Raw genomic sequence first — 17,518 nt, forward strand, 5'->3', positions numbered from 1 at the left:
GTCTGCGCTTGTCGCCCTCTGTCCGTTTCAAAAGATTTGTTCCGGCGTGGGTCGTCCGTAGGGCTCCCACGCCGGTTTATTTTTGTTGTGAGGGGGCTCATGCTTGATTTCTTGCAAATGGTTTGTCCATAATAGATAAGGATAAAAATGTATTGTAGGAGAGTTGAAGGCGTGGTGATCCGTGAATCGTTGCAATATATTCAAGATGCATACGCGGCATTGACGGAGTTGAGCATGCTGATCGTCGATGATCACGGCGCTCCCGTGACGAAAGTATCGAATATGACCGAGTTGGCGGAGTTCGTTTTGTTTGCCGCTAAAAGGGAAGCGCCATCGTTTTTCTGCCCGCAGGAGCTTGTCATGGACGGATGGCAGCGTCCATCGGTCGTGCCGGTCGGGCGTTTTGGCATGAAGAGCATCGTCGCTCCCGTGTTTGTCGATGAGAAGGCGGAATATTGGATTTGGGCAGGCGTGTTTATCGAGGAAGAAACGAAATGGCTCATTTGCGAACAACCGCTGATGGACACTGGAGAATGGATGTCAGCGATCGAACAGGTGGCGGCGTTGCCGGCGCGGGCGGTCGAAGCGAAGTTAAAAGATATAGAAAAGATGGCGGTCATATGCGGGGAATTAATCAGCGGCGAGCGCCGCAAGCAACAATGCTGTGAATACGGAAAACGGCTCGAAGCAGTGGTTGCGGACAGCTCCGCCCTAGCGGACGTGGACAAGCTGCTTTTTGAGTTGCGGGCGTTCGATGAACGCGTCGATATGGCGTTGTATATCGCCAAATGTCCGCAAGGATGGATGGTGGCGGCGGCAAGCGGGGAAAAGGCCGGAAAGCTGCGCGGCAAGATGATCGATGCGTTGTTTCCGCCGCTTTCGTCTTCGGAGCCGCCGCTTCGTTCGGTTTACGTTCAAGATGCCGCTTTGGATCCACGCTTTTCCTTTTTTGTTCGCCATGGCATCCGTCCGAAAGCGATGATTGCGTATCCGGCGACGTACGGGAAAGCAGTGGAAGGATGGATCATGATCGGCAGCGAGGCGTCCTCTTCACTGCCGGCGGCGCTTCGTTCGGTCGGTTCCGCCCTCGTTCAACATTGGCTGCTCCTGGCTAAATGTACAGAGGTTGATATGAAAATGGACCGCCACTTGATGCGCCTGTCGATGTTGATGGAAATTGGACGGGCCATGCGTGTGGTGCAGAACGAGGAAGACATCATCCGGATGATGGCCGAATTTGCCGCGGAGCTCGCTTACGGCGATTTCGTCTGCGTGGTATGGTCTAGCGATGGCCAAACAGCCGTTGTCCGCGAAGGAGCGATGGACGTAGAAATGGCTGTTCGTTATCGGGATGATGTCTGCCGTCGCTATGGCTGTCACGGCGAGAAGGCGAAAAGCGAGGTGCCGGCGCTGCTTGATGTTGAGGGCAAATCGGTGATGGAAGTGCCGTTTTTCGTCAGCGATGGCCGCTATGGCGTTCTCGCCGTTCATATAAAGAAAGAAAGGGAAGCGAAAGAGGCGGAAGTGTATATGACGGCGTTGGCCGCGATTGGGGCGATGATGATCAGCGGCAAGGCTCACGGTGGGAATGATGGGACGGTCAATATCGACATGTTGTCCAAGCAGTTGACGGCCCGGGAGATGGATGTATTGGAGCTGCTCATTCAAGGCTGCAGCAATCGCGAAATTTCAGAACGGCTGTTCATTAGCGTCCATACCGTGAAAAATCATATTACAAACATTTTTCAAAAAATTGGCGTCAACGATCGGTCACAGTTGATTGCCCTTGTGTATCAACTAAACCACCGCCGGCAGCGCCGTTAAGGGGGACATCATTGGACGATGGGTGCCATGATGTCTTTTTTTTTTGGATGTAGGAAATTGGAATGAGCCCCATTTTGTATTATAATGAATTGTAGTAAATAAGAACTATTTTTCGATAGATGGAACAATAAAGGAGAAAAATAGCATTCGAATCCGTTTTCCCCAGCGCTGGAACGTGCGATAGTGGAAAAGCTGCCATGTTGCTTTGGCCGGTGTATAAGCATAACAAAGATAGGGGAAATGCCGATGAAGCCCAGGACCATGATCCGAACGATGGCGATCATGAAAACGGCGGACATTTTAAAAGCGATGGACATTACCGAGGAACTGGCGAAGAGAATGGGGTTTTTGCCGCGTGATTGCCTTTTTCTTCGGCTCGCGACAGAGGAAGCGTGCACGAATGCGTATGAATATTGTCAAAAAACGAGAAAACTGCCATTTAGGATATTTTGGAAAATGGAAGCGAGACAGTTTATGATCATTGTCAAACAGCGAGGAGGATGCTTCTCCGTAGCCCAAACCGATGTCGTCAACACAGGGCCGCGCGGCAGAGGGCTGCAGCTGATCACCCATATTGTCGACGATGTATACGTGAAGCGAGCGGGAAACAACGTCTTGTTTTGCATGTGCAAATGCAAAAAAATGAGTGACCATTGGAGGAAGCAAGATGAGGATGAGACAAGGGGCAATTTGCGCGCTGACATGGGCAGAAGATATTACCTTAAACAACGTCGAATCGTTCCGTCAAGCGCTGGAAAGGCTGCTGGACAAACAGGCGGATCAATTGATCGTCAACATGGAGGGGGTCAACTACATAAACAGCGCCGGACTCGGTGTCATCGCTGACAGCGTCATGGAGGCGAGAGCCCGACAAAAAGAGTTGGTCATTGCCGGAGTGGAAGGGTCGCTTGCAGAAATTTTCCATATTGTCAAATTTTCTTCGTTTATCAAACTATTTGCCACAGAGAAGGAAGCCATGGATTATTTCAGTGGAGAATGACGTTCTATGGTGGATGGGTTTTGGGAACATGTTCAACGTTATGACCACCTCGCGTGGCGGGAGTTGCTTCTCGGCTTGGAAAAAATGAATGTGTTCGTTGGGCCGGGCGACTATGTGTATTGGCTCGCAACGCCGGAACGAAGGCGGCTCTTGTTCATTTCGTCATCATGCGAGCAGCTGTACGGCCTACCTCCGGACGACTTTTACCACGATCAAGACATATGGGCAAAGGTGGCTTACCCAGATGACCGCGCCAAGGCGGAAAGAAAATGGTCGCTTCTTTCAGGAGCGGATGCGGGCGCCCAGACGTATCGCATCATCAATCAGCGGGATGGCTCTGTCCGTTGGGTGCTTGAACGGACGTTTCCTGTGCTTGATCAATTCGGGGAAGTGAGGCTCGTCAGCGGGTTTGTCGCTGATCTGACAGAAGCAAAGCGAAACGAGAATGAACGACAGCTCGCTGAACAAGTGTACAAAGCGATGGAACAGGCGATGCTCGTCACCGATGGCCAGTTTGTCGTTCAGTTTGTCAATCCGGCGTTCACAAAAATCACTGGTCATGATGTAGAGATTGTCGGTCAGCCGTTGCATACGCTTTACGCGGGTTATTACGAGGCCTGGCTTTATGAGGTGATTCAAGCGAGCACTGGGGAAAGTGGAGAATGGAGGGGGTGGGTGCGCTGGCGGCGGAAAAACGGTTCGGTCTATGTCAGGCAGACGACGGTGCGGGCTGTGCCCGGCCATGATGGAGAAATCGCGTTTTACTTGTTTTTATTTGCCGGTCCAACTTACGAGAACCTATACATCGCAGCGATGAAAGATGACTTGCGGCTGGCCCGCGAGGTGCAAAAGCGCGTGTTGAGCAAGCCGTTGTCGGCCAAAGGAATCCAGATTGCCGGAACGTACATCCCATCGCGGGAGCTGGGTGGCGATATGTACGCCTGGTATCCGATCGACAAACAGCGGTACGGCATTTTTTTAATGGATGTGATGGGTCATGGGGCAGCGGCTTCGCTCATTTGCATGTCGGTCCGCTCGCTCTTAAACGGCGTCATCCGCAAAGGGATCGTTCCGACGGAAGTGTTTCGCGAGTTGAACCGCCATATGCGCCAGTTGTACCATGAAAACGGGCGGATGACGTATTATTTCACCGCCGTATATGTTCTGGTGGATGTCAAGGAACGGATGATTGAATATGCATCAGCCGGCCATCCGCCGGGGTTTTTGTTCCAACCGGATGGAACGGTGGCGGAGTTGGACCGCGGCTGCGCGCCGATCGGGCTGCTTCCGCGCCTTTTTGTCGACAGCGGCCGGTTGCGCTACGAGCCGGGGGCGACGCTTGTGTTGTATTCCGACGGGGCGATCGAAGGGGAAACGGGTTCCGTCCGGCAAAAGATTGAAGCGTTCCGCGATGCGCTGGCGCCGCATATTTTATTGGACGAGCAAGTGCTTTTGGACCATCTGCGCCGCCATTTTGCGCAAAAAGGGCCGCTTCCAGACGATTTTTCGGCTGTGGTGGCGAAGCTGGGCTAAAGAAATTGCTGCAAGAAGATCGATTCCATCATCTTGAGCGTGTGCAGCAGGGACCACCGCATCGAAGCAAAAAATCGATGTGATGTCGAAAAAACCGATTTTCTTTTATACGCCATTTACGGTAAAATGAAGACAATTATACTGTTAATGGAGAATACAATATAGAAAAGGCAACAGGAGGGAAGGCATATGGCGGTGACAAATCCGGCTGGATTTTGGAAGCGGCTGTTGGCTAACTTGTTGGATGCGATTGTCGTCGGTATTCCGATTTCGATCATCGGCTATTTCATCACTGGCAGTTGGGAAACGAACTGGTTTACGTCATTAGCGAACATCCTTTACGCGTTAATCGTTCCGGCTGTTTGGTACGGATATACGGTCGGCAAGCGGATGCTTGGCATCCGGATTGCGAAAGTCAACGGCGGAAAAGTCGGCATCGGCACGATGTTTTTGCGCTCGTTCGTTGGCGGACTCGTATACTTTATCACGTTCGGCATTGGTCTCATCATTAGTGCGATTATGGTCGCGGCGAGAGAAGACAAACGCTCCATTCACGATTTTATTGCCGGGACGTATGTGACAACGGAAAAACCGGCGGTGTAAAGCGGAAAACAACAGGTGGTGCCCCAATCGAACGGGGCGCCTTTTCTTATTTTCGTCACCGATTATAGGCGATCAAAAGCATGATGTTTTTGAGCGGGTCCTTGTTAGATCAGAAAACTTTGCAACCACCCCTATTCATGATTAGGGCTAGGAAGGAAAATGAACGTTCATTCACGAATCTATTTATGTGGTAAAGAAATAAGAAAGGTGTTTGCATCATGGCAAAAGGAGGAGAGCGTTTTGTCATTAGCAAGTTATATCATCCGCACCATGTTCATCGTCATCCCTGGCACAGCGGCGATCGGCATGGCCACATGCCTGGTCAACGGCATTCGCGGGGCGGCATTTTGGTGGACGCTTGTTGCTACGGTGCTGTTTGGCGCGATGCTCGGCTTCGTTTCGGCAACGCTCAACTATCGACGGTTTGTTGCCCCGATTGCCGTTATTAACGAACATTTAGGCAAGATGACAGGCGGAGATTTGACGGCGCGCATACCGCTTGATCGCGTGCAGCAGCTGCGGCCGATTGCGGCGTCGTTAAACGATATGGCAAACGCTTGGCAAAGTGTGATGGGGCAAATCCAACATCATGCCGAAGAAGTAGCGCAATATTCTCAGCAGCTTGCCGCCGTCGCCGAACAGACGACGAAAGCGACAGAGCAAATTGCGACAACGATGGAAACGCTTGCGGCAAGTGCGGAGGAGCAGGCCGATGCTGTCCGCACCACCGCCGCGTCCGTGCATGATATTTCCCAAACATTGAGCGACGTCGCTTTCCATACGAAAGAAGTGGCGCACCGGGCTGAGAAAACATCGGCGAAAGCAGAGGACGGCAAGCAGTCAATCGGACAAATGTCCGAGCAAATGCAGTTCATTTACGATCATGTGCAAACGCTCGGCCAGGTGGTGAAAGGGCTTGGGGAGCGCTCCAACGAGATTGGACAGATTACGGAAGCGATCACCGGCATTGCGTCGCAGACGAATTTGTTGGCGCTCAATGCGGCGATCGAAGCGGCGCGCGCCGGCGAGCAAGGGAAAGGGTTTGCGGTTGTCGCGGATGAAGTGCGGAAGCTCGCAGAACAATCAGCGCGCTCAGCGCAACAAATTTCCGAGCTGATCGGTTACATTCAAGAAGAAACGAAGCGGGCGGTTGCGTCTGCCGAACAGGTGATCTCCGAAGTGGCGAAAGGATTGAACGTGGCGGCGGCATGCGGCCAATCATTTGCCCATATTCGCGAGGAGGTCGGCCAAGTGAGCAAACAAATTGGACAAGTATCGTCCGCCATCGAGCAAATGACGGAGCATGCCCGCCAAGTGAACGACGCACTCCAACAGATGACCAATATTGTCGAACAGTCAGCGTCCGGTGCGGCCAACGTATCGGCAGCGACGCAGGAACAAATGGCTTCCGTCGAGGAAATCGCCTCTTCGTCGACATCGCTCGGTCAGATGGCGGACGAGATGCGGGCAATGCTGAAGAAATTTTCTGTGTGAGTGAGGAAAAGGACGCTTTCTTCGAGAAAGAGGGGCTTTCAAACGACGTGTGGGAGTCAACGTTTGGAATAAAATGGTTTGCATCTTTGCCAATTGCCTGATAAAATAAAAAAGTCAGTCATCATTGTGATACGCTTATCTGCTGGGGGAGTCCGGGAGCCGGGCTGAGAAAAGAACGCGATGAAGTTCTTTGACCCTTTGAACCTGATCTGGGTCATGCCAGCGTAGGGAAGCAGGCAGCGGGAACAGATGGACGCACAGGCTGTTCATTTGGCCTTTTTGCCTTGATCGGGTTCCGTTCGTTTTGCGGAACCCGTTTTTGCGTAAATATCCCCCGTTTTTGCCTCTCTTTTGCTGGTGCGGCTGCAGGTCTCAACCACCATTTCAAAGGAGGAAAGCCGCATGGAAAACATCCGCTCGTTTATGTCGTTTCCGGAAAGCCGCAAAGTGTACATCGAAGGGTCGCGTCCGGATGTGCGCGTGCCGATGAGAGAAATTGCTTTGTCGCCAACGAAAACGCCGCAAGGAATGGTGGAAAACAAACCGGTGCGCGTCTACGATACGACGGGCCCGTATACGGATCCCGATTTTGAACCGGACGTGGAGAAAGGCTTGCCTCCTCTTCGCCGCCGCTGGATTGTCGAGCGCGGCGATGTCGAAGAAGTGAAGCCATCAGCGACCGCCGGCGTCCGCCCGCTGCCGTTCGTGCGCCGTCCATTGAGGGCAAAGCCCGGAAAAACCGTGACACAAATGCATTACGCCAAACGGGGAATCATCACACCAGAGATGGAGTTCGTCGCCATCCGTGAACGAATCGACCCCGAAATCGTTCGCCAGGAAGTAGCGGCCGGACGGGCGATCATTCCGGCGAACATTAATCACCCCGAGAGTGAGCCGATGATCATCGGCCGTCGTTTCCATGTGAAAATTAATGCCAATATCGGCAACTCGGCTGTTTCTTCATCGATTGAAGACGAAGTGGAAAAATTGCTTTGGGCGGTGCGTTGGGGCGCCGATACGGTCATGGATTTATCGACCGGCAAACACATTCATGAAACGCGCGAGTACATCATCCGCAATTCGCCGGTCCCCGTGGGAACGGTGCCGATTTATCAGGCGCTCGAAAAGGTAGGAGGGGTGCCGGAGAAGCTGACATGGGACGTGTACCGCGAGACGCTCATCGAGCAGGCTGAACAAGGAGTCGACTACATGACGATCCACGCCGGTGTGCGGCTTCATTACATTCCGCTCACCGCCAACCGGACGACCGGAATTGTCTCGCGCGGCGGCTCGATCATCGCCCAATGGTGTTTGGCCCACCATGAAGAAAACTTTTTGTATACGCATTTTGAAGAAATCTGCGAGATTTTGAAACAATACGATGTCGCGATCTCCCTTGGCGACGGCTTGCGTCCCGGCTCCATCGCCGATGCGAACGATGAGGCGCAGTTTGCGGAACTCAAGACGCTCGGCGAGCTGACGAAAATCGCCTGGAAGCATGATGTGCAGGTGATGATCGAAGGGCCCGGACATATTCCAATGCATAAAATTCGCGAAAATGTCGAGCAGGAACAGGAAATTTGCCACGGGGCGCCGTTTTATACGTTAGGGCCGCTTGTCACCGACATCGCGCCCGGGTATGACCATATTACGTCAGCGATTGGCGCCGCGATCATCGGCGCTTATGGAACGGCGATGCTTTGTTACGTAACGCCGAAAGAGCATTTAGGGCTGCCGAATAAAGAGGACGTACGCGCCGGGGTCGTGGCCTATAAAATCGCCGCCCATGCGGCTGATCTGGCAAAAGGGCATCCAGCCGCTCAGCAGCGTGACGATGCGCTCTCGAAAGCGCGCTTTGAATTTCGTTGGAACGATCAGTTCAATTTATCCCTCGATCCGGAACGGGCCCGCGAATACCATGATGAAACATTGCCGGCTGAGGCGGCGAAAACGGCTCATTTTTGTTCGATGTGCGGGCCGAAATTTTGTTCCATGAACATTTCACATGAACTGCAACGGAAAATCAAAGAGGAGGGGATGAAAGAAAAAGCGCAACAATTTATTCGGCAAGGGTCATCGCTGTATCAATGACAAGAAGCGGGCTGCGATGCTCGGCATGGTGGAGAGGATATGGAAGTTCGATCAACGGAAAAAGCATGAGCTGGAAAGCGCTCAGTGCTGATCGAAGCAGCGGAGGGGGGCGAACGTTCATCGCCCCTCTTGTTTGTTGTGCAAATTGGTGTGGTTCTTTATTATTTTTAAAATATATAATTTTCAAAAAATATATTTACAAATCGTTTCAGATGGATTATGATAATGGCATAAGGTGCAAATTTTGAATCATAGAATGATCATGAGGGGAAAACTGCGCAGTCTATCGCGACGCCTTCGCCGGCGCTTCGCTTCCATAGACAGCGGCCAGTTGCGTCATCGAACCGTGGATGATGCCGGCCGCTTCTTTTTATGGCGAAAGGGTCGGGTTTCAGATGGTTGGATCGCGTTTTTCCAGAAGGCTGGTGAAAAACCGCTGTTTGCCTTGATCGATGGGTGAACGTGTGAAAATAGGGTCGATGCTACAAGCTTTTTCTACTTGAGAAGCGATTCCAGTAAGCTGTTGCTCCAGTAAATCACCGGCCTTCTAGCAGCTTCGTGAAAAAGCCTGCTATTCGAGAAAAAAGATTTTGATGATGTCTTGATGTGCGCAAGCCATTAATATTATAGGCTGCTTCTGGAACGTGAGACGGGCATGAGGGGGATGGGCGTGCGCATAAACTGAAACGAAGGGCCATGAGGAGGGATGGGATTGAACACATTTTCCGATATTGTGCAGACGATGCCGCCATATTTGTTCTCCCGATTTCAAAAGAAAAAAGAAGAACTGCTAAAGCTCGGGGTCGATGTCATTGATTTAGGGATCGGCGCCCCCGATTTGCCGCCCCCTTCCTTTGTCATCGAAGCGTTGAAAGAAGCGCTCGATGCGCCAGAACACTATACGTATTCGCCGTATGGCGGCTGCAGGGAGTATCGGGAAGCGGTCGCGCGTTTTTATGAACGGGAATATGGCGTCAAGCTCGATCCGGAGACCGAGGTGTTGGCGTTAATCGGCTCGAAAGAAGGAATCGTCCATTTGCTGCAAGCCGTTCTCAATCCCGGCGAGCTCGCCTTAGTGCCTGATCCGGGCTATCCTGTCTACCGGACGGCCGTCCATTTTGCCCGCGGCCAGAGCCTATCGCTGCCGCTCGATGCGCAACATGGTTATATTCCTCGGTTTGATGCGCTTCCCTCGTCCGTTTATGACCAAGCGAAAATCATGTTTCTCAATTATCCGAGCAATCCGACGGCCGCCGCTGTCGATTTGGATGTATTGGCCGAAGCCGTTTCACTTGCCCGTCGCCACCGGATGTTCATTGCTCATGATGCGGCCTACTCGTTCGTGACGTTTGCTGGTTTTCAAGCGCCGAGCATTTTGCAGGTGGACGGGGCAAAGGAAGTGGCGGTGGAATTTGGATCGTTGTCCAAAAGCTATAACATGGCCGGCTGCCGCATCGGATACGTAGTCGGAAACCGGGACATGATTCGAGCGCTTTCGGTGATCAAGAGCAACACGGATACGTGCCAGTTTATTCCGATCCAGAAGGCGGCGGTGGCCGCTTTGACGAACGGACGGACGTTTATTCGAGAAAATAGCCGCATTTATGAACAACGCATGAATATGATGGCCGAGAGACTTCGAGAACTGGGCATCGACGTGCAGCGGCCGAAAGCGACCTTTTTCTTGTGGATCCCGGTCTATGACGGATACTCGTCCGAACGATTTGCCGCCAAACTGCTCGAAGAAGCGGGAGTCATCGTAACACCGGGAACAGCGTTTGGATCCGCAGGGGAAGGATATGTCCGCGTATCGCTGTCAGCGCCGATGGAGCGTCTGCAGCAAGCCGTTGAACGATGGAAGCAAGTGAATTGGGAGGAATCGGCGCCATGAAGCGAACGGTGCGTCACATCACGGTGGCTCAAGCCATCGTCGAATGTTTCAAACAGGAACAAATCCGTTATGTGTTTGGTGTGCCGGGGGAAAGTTATTTGCCCCTGCTTGATGCCATCTATGATGAGCCATCCATCGAGTTCATCTCCGCCCGCCATGAAGGGGGTGCTTCCTTTATGGCGGAAGGGTATGCGAAAGCGTCGCAAAAGTGCGGCGTCGTGCTGGCTACAAGGGCGGTTGGCGGAGCGAATTTGGCGATTGGCGTCCATACCGCGAGGCAAGATTCCACTCCGATGGTCGTGTTTTTGGGGCAAGTGAACAGCCGCTTCCTAGGGCGTGAAGGATTTCAGGAAGTCGATATGGAAGCGTTTTTTCGTCCGATCGCCAAATGGGTGGTCGAAATTCGCGAAGCCGAGCGGGTGCCAGAGCTGGTGCAACGGGCGTTTCGCACCGCGAAAACAGGGCGGCCCGGCCCCGTCGTCGTTTCACTGCCAGAAGATGTCTTTTCCAAAACGATAGCGGAAGCAGTGATAGCCGAGACTGATGTGCCGAAGCCGGCACCAAGGCAAGAGGATATACAGAACATTGAAGAGATTCTGAAGCGCGCCAAACGGCCGCTCGTGATTGCCGGCGGCGGCGTTAAATGGTCGGGAGCCGAGCAATTGCTGCGCTTATGGGCGGAAAAGTATGCACTTCCGGTCATGGCGGCGTTCCGGCGGCATGACGTGTTTCCCCACAACCATCCGTGCTATGTCGGACACCTAGGTCTAGGGGCGCCCAAAGCGGTCATGGAAACGGCCGAGCAGGCGGATGTGGTGATGGCGTTGGGAACGCGGCTATCGGAAGTGACGACACAAGATTACCGTTTGCTCTCTCCCAATCAGACGCTGATTCACATCGATATCGACAGCGATGGATTCGGAAAAGTGTATGCACCGGATCTCGCGGTTTGGGCTGACTGTCAGGAAGTGCTGTCCCGTTTGCTCGATATCGCGGTGCGGCCGTCTTGGCAAGAATGGGCGGCTGAACGGAGGAAACGGTACGAACAAACGGCCAGGCTGCCGGTGGAACATCGCAATCTCTATGAAGTTGTGATGGCGAGTTTGGCGCGCCATTTGCCAAAAAATGCGGTCATTACGAACGATGCCGGGAATTTCGCCGGTTGGCTTCATGCTTTTTTCCCGTTTGGGGATGGGCACACGTACATCGGCCCCACGTCGGGAGCGATGGGATATGGCATGCCGGCGGCCATTGGCGCGAAACTGGCCTTTCCCGACCGGACCGTCGTTTCTTTATCCGGGGATGGCGGCTTTATGATGACGGTGCAGGAGTTGGAAACGGCCGCTCGATACGATATTCCGATCATCAGCATTGTGTTTAACAATCATATGTACGGCACCATCCGCATGCATCAAGAATTGCAGTTTCCGGGGCGGGTCATCGGCACCGATTTAGGCCGCGTGTCGTTTGCCCGTTTGGCAGAATGCCTAAACGGCCGCGGGTTCCAAGTACAGACGGAACAACAGTTCACGGAAGCGCTTCTGTTGGCGCTTGAGGCCAAGAAGCCGACGGTGATTGAGGTGTTGACCGATCCGGACCACATTTCGGTGGCCGCCACGATCCAGGACTTGCGGGCCAAGAGGAAGTCCTGACGATCATCGCTCGGCGTTCAATGTATAAATTATCTCAATAAATCATCTAGAAAAATGGGGGGAGTATACAGTGAAAATCCAAAACTATATCAATGGAGAATGGAAGGAGCCAAGCACCGGGCAATTTGCGCCGGTGATCAATCCGGCGACGGGGGAAACGATTGCCGAGGTGGCGATGTCCGGGCCAAACGATATTGACGAGGCCGTTCAAGCAGCCAAAGAAGCGCAAAGACAGTGGGCGCTCGTGCCGGCGCCGAAACGCGCGGAAGTTTTATATCGAGTCGGCATGCTGCTAAAGGAGCGGAAAGAACAATTGGCAAGGCTGTTGACGATGGAAATGGGCAAGGTGATCGAGGAAGCGCGCGGCGAAGTGCAGGAAGGCATTGATATGGCGTTTTATATGGCGGGGGAAGGGCGGCGGCTGTTCGGCGATACGACGCCGTCTGAACTGAAAGACAAGTTTGCGATGAGCGTCCGCACGCCGGTTGGAGTGGTCGGCATCATCACTCCATGGAATTTTCCCATTGCCATCGCCACTTGGAAGTCGTTTCCGGCCATTGTTGCCGGCAATGCGGTCGTATGGAAGCCAGCGCCCGAGACACCGATCATGGCGCAGGAATTAGCTCGCATTTTTGAAGAAGCGGGCTTGCCGCCGGGAGTGTTTCATGTGGTCCACGGTGACGGGCCGACAGTCGGCAATGCGCTCGTCGAGCATCCTGATGTCAAGGTCATCTCATTTACCGGATCGAATGAAGTCGGGCGGATGATTGCGGAAAAATGCGGACGGCTGTTGAAAAAAGTGTCGCTCGAAATGGGTGGGAAAAACGCGGTGATCGTCATGGATGATGCCGATTTGACATTGGCGGTTGACGGCATCATCTGGAGTGCGTTCGGCACATCAGGCCAGCGGTGCACGGCGTGCAGCCGGGTCATCGTCCATGAGCGGGTGAAACAGGAGCTTGAGCGGCGTCTGCTTGAAGCCGTGAAAACATTGAAAATCGGCAACGGGTTGGATGAAACGGTCAAAGTCGGACCCGTCATCCATGAAGAGGCGCTGCAAAAAATCGACCGCTACGTGCGCATTGGCGTAGAAGAAGGGGCGAAACTGCTTGTGGGTGGCTATATATTGCGCGAGGGCGACTATGCGCGCGGCTTTTATTACGCGCCGACGATTTTCACCGATGTCACGCCGAATATGCGCATCGCCCGCGAAGAAATTTTCGGCCCGGTTGTATCGGTCATGTCCGTCCGCAGTTTGGACGAAGCGATCGCCGTCAACAACAGCGTCGATTATGGGCTGTCAAGCGCCATTTTCACACGCGATGTCAACCATGTATTCCGAGCGATGCGCGATTTGGACACCGGCATCGTGTATGTCAACGCCGGCACAACGGGAGCGGAAATTCATTTGCCGTTTGGCGGCACGAAAGGGACGGGCAACGGCCACCGCGACTCCGGCGTCGCTGCGCTTGACGTCTTCACCGAATGGCGGAGCATTTATGTCGATTTCAGCGGCAAGCTGCAACGGGCGCAAATCGATACCGATGATTGAACCGGGCTGTCGCTTGCAACATGGTCGGCAAAAGAGAAGCGAAGATCAACGTGGAACCTATATCGTGAATCGAAGCGGCGGCCGCGGCAAAGATGTGAAAAAAGCGGCTGTCATGTGAGCGTATGGCAAAGAATCGGTGACAGAGGGGGAAAGAACGATGAAAGTGCTCGTGCTTGGAGCGGGGCTGATGGGCAAAGAAGCGGCGCGCGATTTAGTACAAAGCCAAGATGTTGAGGCGGTGACGCTGGCGGATGTCGATTTGGCTAAAGTGGAGCAGACGGTGCGGCAGCTTCATTCCGAAAAGCTTGCCGCTGTGCGGGTGGATGCCGGCGATCCGCAACAACTGGCAGCGGCCATGCAAGGGCATGATGTCGTCGTCAATGCCTTGTTTTACCGCTTCAATGAAACGGTGGCGAAAACAGCGATCGAAACGGGTGTTCATTCCGTTGATTTAGGCGGCCATATCGGCCATATTACCGATCGGGTGCTTGAAATGCACGAGGAGGCTCAGAAAGCGGGGGTGACGATCATTCCGGATCTTGGCGTCGCACCCGGAATGATCAACATTTTATCCGGCTATGGGGCGAGTCAACTCGATGAGGTGGAATCCATCTTGCTGTATGTCGGCGGCATCCCCGTCCGCCCTGAGCCGCCGCTCGAGTACAACCATGTGTTTTCCTTGGAAGGGCTGCTTGACCATTACACCGATCCGTCTCTCATTATCCGCAACGGCCAAAAGCAGGAAGTGCCGTCGCTTTCGGAAGTCGAGCCGATTTATTTCGACCGGTTTGGGCCGCTTGAAGCGTTTCATACCTCAGGAGGGACGTCGACGCTCTCGCGCTCGTTTCCGAACTTGAAGCGGCTCGAGTACAAAACGATCCGCTACCGCGGCCATGCAGAAAAATTTAAGCTGCTCGTCGATTTGAATTTGACGCGCAATGATGTGGAAGTGGAGGTCAATGGATGCAAAGTCAAACCGCGCGATGTGCTGCTTTCCGTCCTGAAGCCGCTGCTTGATTTGAAAGGGAAAGATGATGTGGTGTTGCTTCGGGTCATCGTCGGCGGCCGAAAAGGCGGGAAGGAAACGGTATTGGAATACGAGACCGTCACGTTTAATGACCGCGAAAACAAGGTAACGGCGATGGCGCGCACGACGGCCTACACCATTTCCGCTGTCGCCCAGCTCATCGGCCGCGGGGTGATCACAAAGCGCGGCGTCTATCCGCCGGAGCAAATCGTTCCGGGGGATGTGTATATGGACGAGATGAAAAAACGCGGCGTTCTTATCAGCGAGAAGCGGACGGTTCATAGCTGAACAGCGAGCGCCATAAGCAGGAGGATGGAAGCAGTTTCGTGAAAAAGGGCAATGCTTCGCCGCCGCGAACACGATGACAAAATGGCTGCGGCCGGGAAGCGAATTGTGAACAACGCCCGTTCCCGTCTGGAACGGGCGTTTTCTGATTTTAGACGCGAAATGATTGTGATCGCCTGTTTTTTTTACGGCTATGCCGTTTTGGGTGCCGAAGTCTTGCGCTTGCGCCAGGAAAGGAACAGAAAGGCGACGAGCGCCAGCGCCATGGCGACCATAAACGGTGCTTTTGAGGAAATGGTGTGGCCGATGATGCCGGACAGCACCGGAGCGATGGCCGCTCCGAGCCAGCGGACGAAGTTGTACGTGCCGGACGTCACTCCCCGCTCATATGGCGATGTTTCCATCACATAGCTTGTAAACAAAGCGTTGTTGAGTCCGGAGACGAGCCCAGACAAAATGATGAGCGTTACCATAAGCCATGTCGGCTTGGCGACTACAAGAAGCAGCAATAAGGCTGCGAACATCAGCAAACCGTATGGCAAAATTTCCCTTGGTTCATATTGTTTCTCAAGCTGATGGGCGAGCACCGCTGAGCCATAAGCAAGGCAGAGCCCCCAGCCGAAGAAAACGAGGCCGATTTGGATGGCCGACAGTCCAATGATCAAAGGCGAATACGCCAATACGACGAAAAAGCCGTAATAGTAAAGCATGCCGCCGACCGCCCCTTTTAAAAATGGCGGGAACGAAAGCAACCGCCGCATTTCTTGCAGGCCGACCGCTTTTTTCGGCTTTCCTTTGTTCGGATCATAGACGAAAAAGGTGACGAGTAAAAAGGCAATGAAAATCAAGACGCTCGTGCCGATAAACGGATAGCGCCATGAATGTTGGCCAAGCAGTCCGCCGACGAGCGGACCGCCGGCCATGCCGAGGCCGATCGCCGCTTCATACAGGCCGACCGCGGTGCTTGCCTGCGGCGTCAACGCGATCAACAACGTCATGGCTGTGGCGAAAAACGTCGCATTGCCCAATCCCCAGCCGGCGCGAAAGAGCGACAGCTGCGGGATAGTAGAAGCAAAGCCGCACAACAACGAAAAAATCGTAACGAGGCCAAGCCCGATCACCATCATTTGTTTATCGCCGATACGGTTGACAACAAGACCGACCGGGATCATCATGACCGCCATCGTCAAAATGTAGGCGGTAAACAACATTTCGACTTGCCAATGGGTGGCGCCGATGCTTTCGGCGATGACCGGCAAAATCGGGTCGACGATCCCGATGCCCATAAACGCTAAAAAGGCGGCGGCGACGGTAATCCATCGCGCCTTTGTTTTTCTCCCTTCCTCCACTATTCTTCTCTCCTTTCTTGCAAGAGGGCGTCTACCCGCTCTGCCATTTGTTCCAGCTCTTGCTTCAGCATGGCCATCTTCTTCATTTTCTCTTCCAGCATGGCGATTTGCCGACGCAATCCAGCGCTGATTTGTTCCAGTTCACGCCGTTTTTCGCTCCCAGCAGCCGCATGTCGATATTCCGCCCGATGCGTCTCCATCGTTTCTTTCAGCGCCAAAAAATGCTGCAGCTCCTGCAGCGAAAAGCCGAGCACTTCGCGCGCGGCAACGATGTTTTTCAGCCGTTCGATGTCCTCAGCTGTATAAAGGCGTGTGCCGCCTTCGCTGCGCGCCGGCGGCTTGATCAAGCCAATCTCCTCATAATAGCGAATCGTCCGTTTTGTTAGGCCGGTTGCTTTGGCGACGTCATCGATTTTGAATCGCTCCATTCGGGGCCCCTCGCTTTCCCGTGATCACAGTGAACGATCTGTTTTACAAACATAACATTAACGTTAACGTTATATTTTTGTCAATAGCTATTTAGAAGGCCGGTGAAAAACCGCTGTTTTCCTTGATCGATGGGTGAACGTGTGAAAATAGGGGCTGATGCTACAAGGATTTTCTACTTGAGAAGCGATTCCGGGAAGCTGTTGCCCTAGTAAATCACCAGCCTTTTCGATGAGATGTATACCGCATCAAAAAAGAATATCCCGATTGGGTGCGGGATATCCATTGCTCGTCAAGGATCTGTTGGTTTTGCTTTTTTGGCTTCGAGCACTTCTTTGACCGCCGCTTCAATTTCTTGATAGCTTGTGCAGCGGCAAATATTCGACTCCAGCCATTCTTGAATCGTCGCCTCATCGGCGTTTGGGTGCCGCTCGATGAGCGCGTGGGCGTTCATAATGAATCCAGGAGTGCAATAGCCGCACTGAAAGGCGAAGTGGCGGACGAAGGCGTGCTGAATGGGGGCATCATCAAGCCCTTCGATCGAGGTGATCTCTTTGCCGACCGTTTCGATAGCCAGCATCATGCATGATTTGATCGGCGTGCCGTCGACTAAGACGGTGCAGGCGCCGCAGTCGCCGTTCAAACAGCCTGGCTTGGCCCCGGTCAGCCCCAGCCCATCACGCAAAACAAACAGCAGCGTTTCGGCTTGGCGAGCGACGATCGATCTTCGTTCTCCATTAACGTGCAGCACAAGCTCCCGCTTTGTCGTTTCCTCCATGTCCGCATGCTCA

General features: G+C 53.4%; 14 protein-coding genes, 1 pseudogene and 1 riboswitch. Of the genes and pseudogenes, 12 read left to right on the forward strand and 3 right to left on the reverse strand.

The window, feature by feature from the left end; genetic code table 11:
- Nucleotides 1-171 precede the first annotated feature (171 nt).
- From QWV57_RS02040 to QWV57_RS02095, 12 genes and pseudogenes are all read left to right on the forward strand, one after another.
- Nucleotides 172-1,824, forward strand: a complete 1,653-nt coding sequence (locus QWV57_RS02040) for a helix-turn-helix transcriptional regulator (protein ID WP_015373888.1) — start codon at nt 172-174, stop codon at nt 1,822-1,824.
- Nucleotides 1,825-2,021: 197 nt separating this feature from the next.
- Nucleotides 2,022-2,183 carry a hypothetical protein gene (locus tag QWV57_RS02045; protein ID WP_223810967.1) on the forward strand — a complete coding sequence of 54 codons (162 nt, stop codon included), beginning with the start codon at nt 2,022-2,024 and terminating at the stop codon, nt 2,181-2,183.
- Nucleotides 2,164-2,385 (forward strand): annotated as a pseudogene (locus tag QWV57_RS02050) (ATP-binding protein); the annotation flags it as partial. The gene QWV57_RS02045 and the pseudogene QWV57_RS02050, both read left to right, overlap by 20 nt.
- A gap of 106 nt (nt 2,386-2,491) precedes the next feature.
- On the forward strand, nt 2,492-2,824 hold the full coding sequence (locus QWV57_RS02055; protein ID WP_033005556.1) for an STAS domain-containing protein: 333 nt from the start codon (nt 2,492-2,494) through the stop codon (nt 2,822-2,824).
- A 6-nt stretch (nt 2,825-2,830) separates the two neighbouring features.
- Entirely contained in the window at nt 2,831-4,357 is a 1,527-nt protein-coding gene (locus QWV57_RS02060) for a PP2C family protein-serine/threonine phosphatase (protein ID WP_020754985.1), read from the forward strand.
- Nucleotides 4,358-4,546: 189 nt separating this feature from the next.
- The gene (locus QWV57_RS02065; protein WP_015373893.1) at nt 4,547-4,960 is read left to right on the forward strand and encodes an RDD family protein; all 414 of its coding nucleotides are present in this window, start codon (nt 4,547-4,549) and stop codon (nt 4,958-4,960) included.
- A gap of 240 nt (nt 4,961-5,200) precedes the next feature.
- Nucleotides 5,201-6,454 (forward strand): methyl-accepting chemotaxis protein, encoded by a 1,254-nt coding sequence (locus QWV57_RS02070; RefSeq protein WP_060788178.1) that lies wholly within the window; start codon nt 5,201-5,203, stop codon nt 6,452-6,454.
- A 134-nt stretch (nt 6,455-6,588) separates the two neighbouring features.
- A riboswitch (TPP riboswitch) is annotated at nt 6,589-6,702 on the forward strand.
- Between the two features lie 154 nt (nt 6,703-6,856).
- Entirely contained in the window at nt 6,857-8,545 is a 1,689-nt protein-coding gene (thiC, locus tag QWV57_RS02075) for a phosphomethylpyrimidine synthase ThiC (RefSeq protein WP_060788177.1), read from the forward strand.
- 712 nt (nt 8,546-9,257) lie between these two features.
- The gene (locus tag QWV57_RS02080) at nt 9,258-10,436 is read left to right on the forward strand and encodes an aminotransferase class I/II-fold pyridoxal phosphate-dependent enzyme (RefSeq protein ID WP_301100222.1); all 1,179 of its coding nucleotides are present in this window, start codon (nt 9,258-9,260) and stop codon (nt 10,434-10,436) included.
- Nucleotides 10,433-12,088 carry a thiamine pyrophosphate-binding protein gene (locus QWV57_RS02085; RefSeq protein WP_301100223.1) on the forward strand — a complete coding sequence of 552 codons (1,656 nt, stop codon included), beginning with the start codon at nt 10,433-10,435 and terminating at the stop codon, nt 12,086-12,088. The genes QWV57_RS02080 and QWV57_RS02085 overlap by 4 nt, the downstream gene beginning before the upstream one ends.
- 70 nt (nt 12,089-12,158) lie before the next feature.
- The gene (locus QWV57_RS02090) at nt 12,159-13,640 is read left to right on the forward strand and encodes an aldehyde dehydrogenase family protein (RefSeq protein ID WP_301100224.1); all 1,482 of its coding nucleotides are present in this window, start codon (nt 12,159-12,161) and stop codon (nt 13,638-13,640) included.
- 157 nt (nt 13,641-13,797) lie between these two features.
- A complete protein-coding gene (locus QWV57_RS02095) occupies nt 13,798-14,955 on the forward strand; it encodes a saccharopine dehydrogenase family protein (protein ID WP_301100225.1) in 1,158 nt (385 codons plus the stop codon).
- Nucleotides 14,956-15,143: 188 nt separating this feature from the next.
- Here QWV57_RS02095 and QWV57_RS02100 read toward each other — a convergent pair whose 3' ends face one another.
- From QWV57_RS02100 to QWV57_RS02110, 3 genes are all read right to left on the reverse strand, one after another.
- Nucleotides 15,144-16,238 carry an MFS transporter gene (locus QWV57_RS02100; RefSeq protein WP_301101993.1) on the reverse strand — a complete coding sequence of 365 codons (1,095 nt, stop codon included), beginning with the start codon at nt 16,236-16,238 and terminating at the stop codon, nt 15,144-15,146.
- A 62-nt stretch (nt 16,239-16,300) separates the two neighbouring features.
- A complete protein-coding gene (locus tag QWV57_RS02105) occupies nt 16,301-16,729 on the reverse strand; it encodes a MerR family transcriptional regulator (RefSeq protein ID WP_015373901.1) in 429 nt (142 codons plus the stop codon).
- 290 nt (nt 16,730-17,019) lie between these two features.
- A complete protein-coding gene (locus tag QWV57_RS02110) occupies nt 17,020-17,505 on the reverse strand; it encodes a (2Fe-2S)-binding protein (protein ID WP_015373902.1) in 486 nt (161 codons plus the stop codon).
- Between the last annotated feature and the right edge of the window lie 13 nt (nt 17,506-17,518).

This window comes from Geobacillus zalihae, assembly GCF_030414215.1.
Lineage (GTDB): Bacteria > Bacillota > Bacilli > Bacillales > Anoxybacillaceae > Geobacillus > Geobacillus zalihae.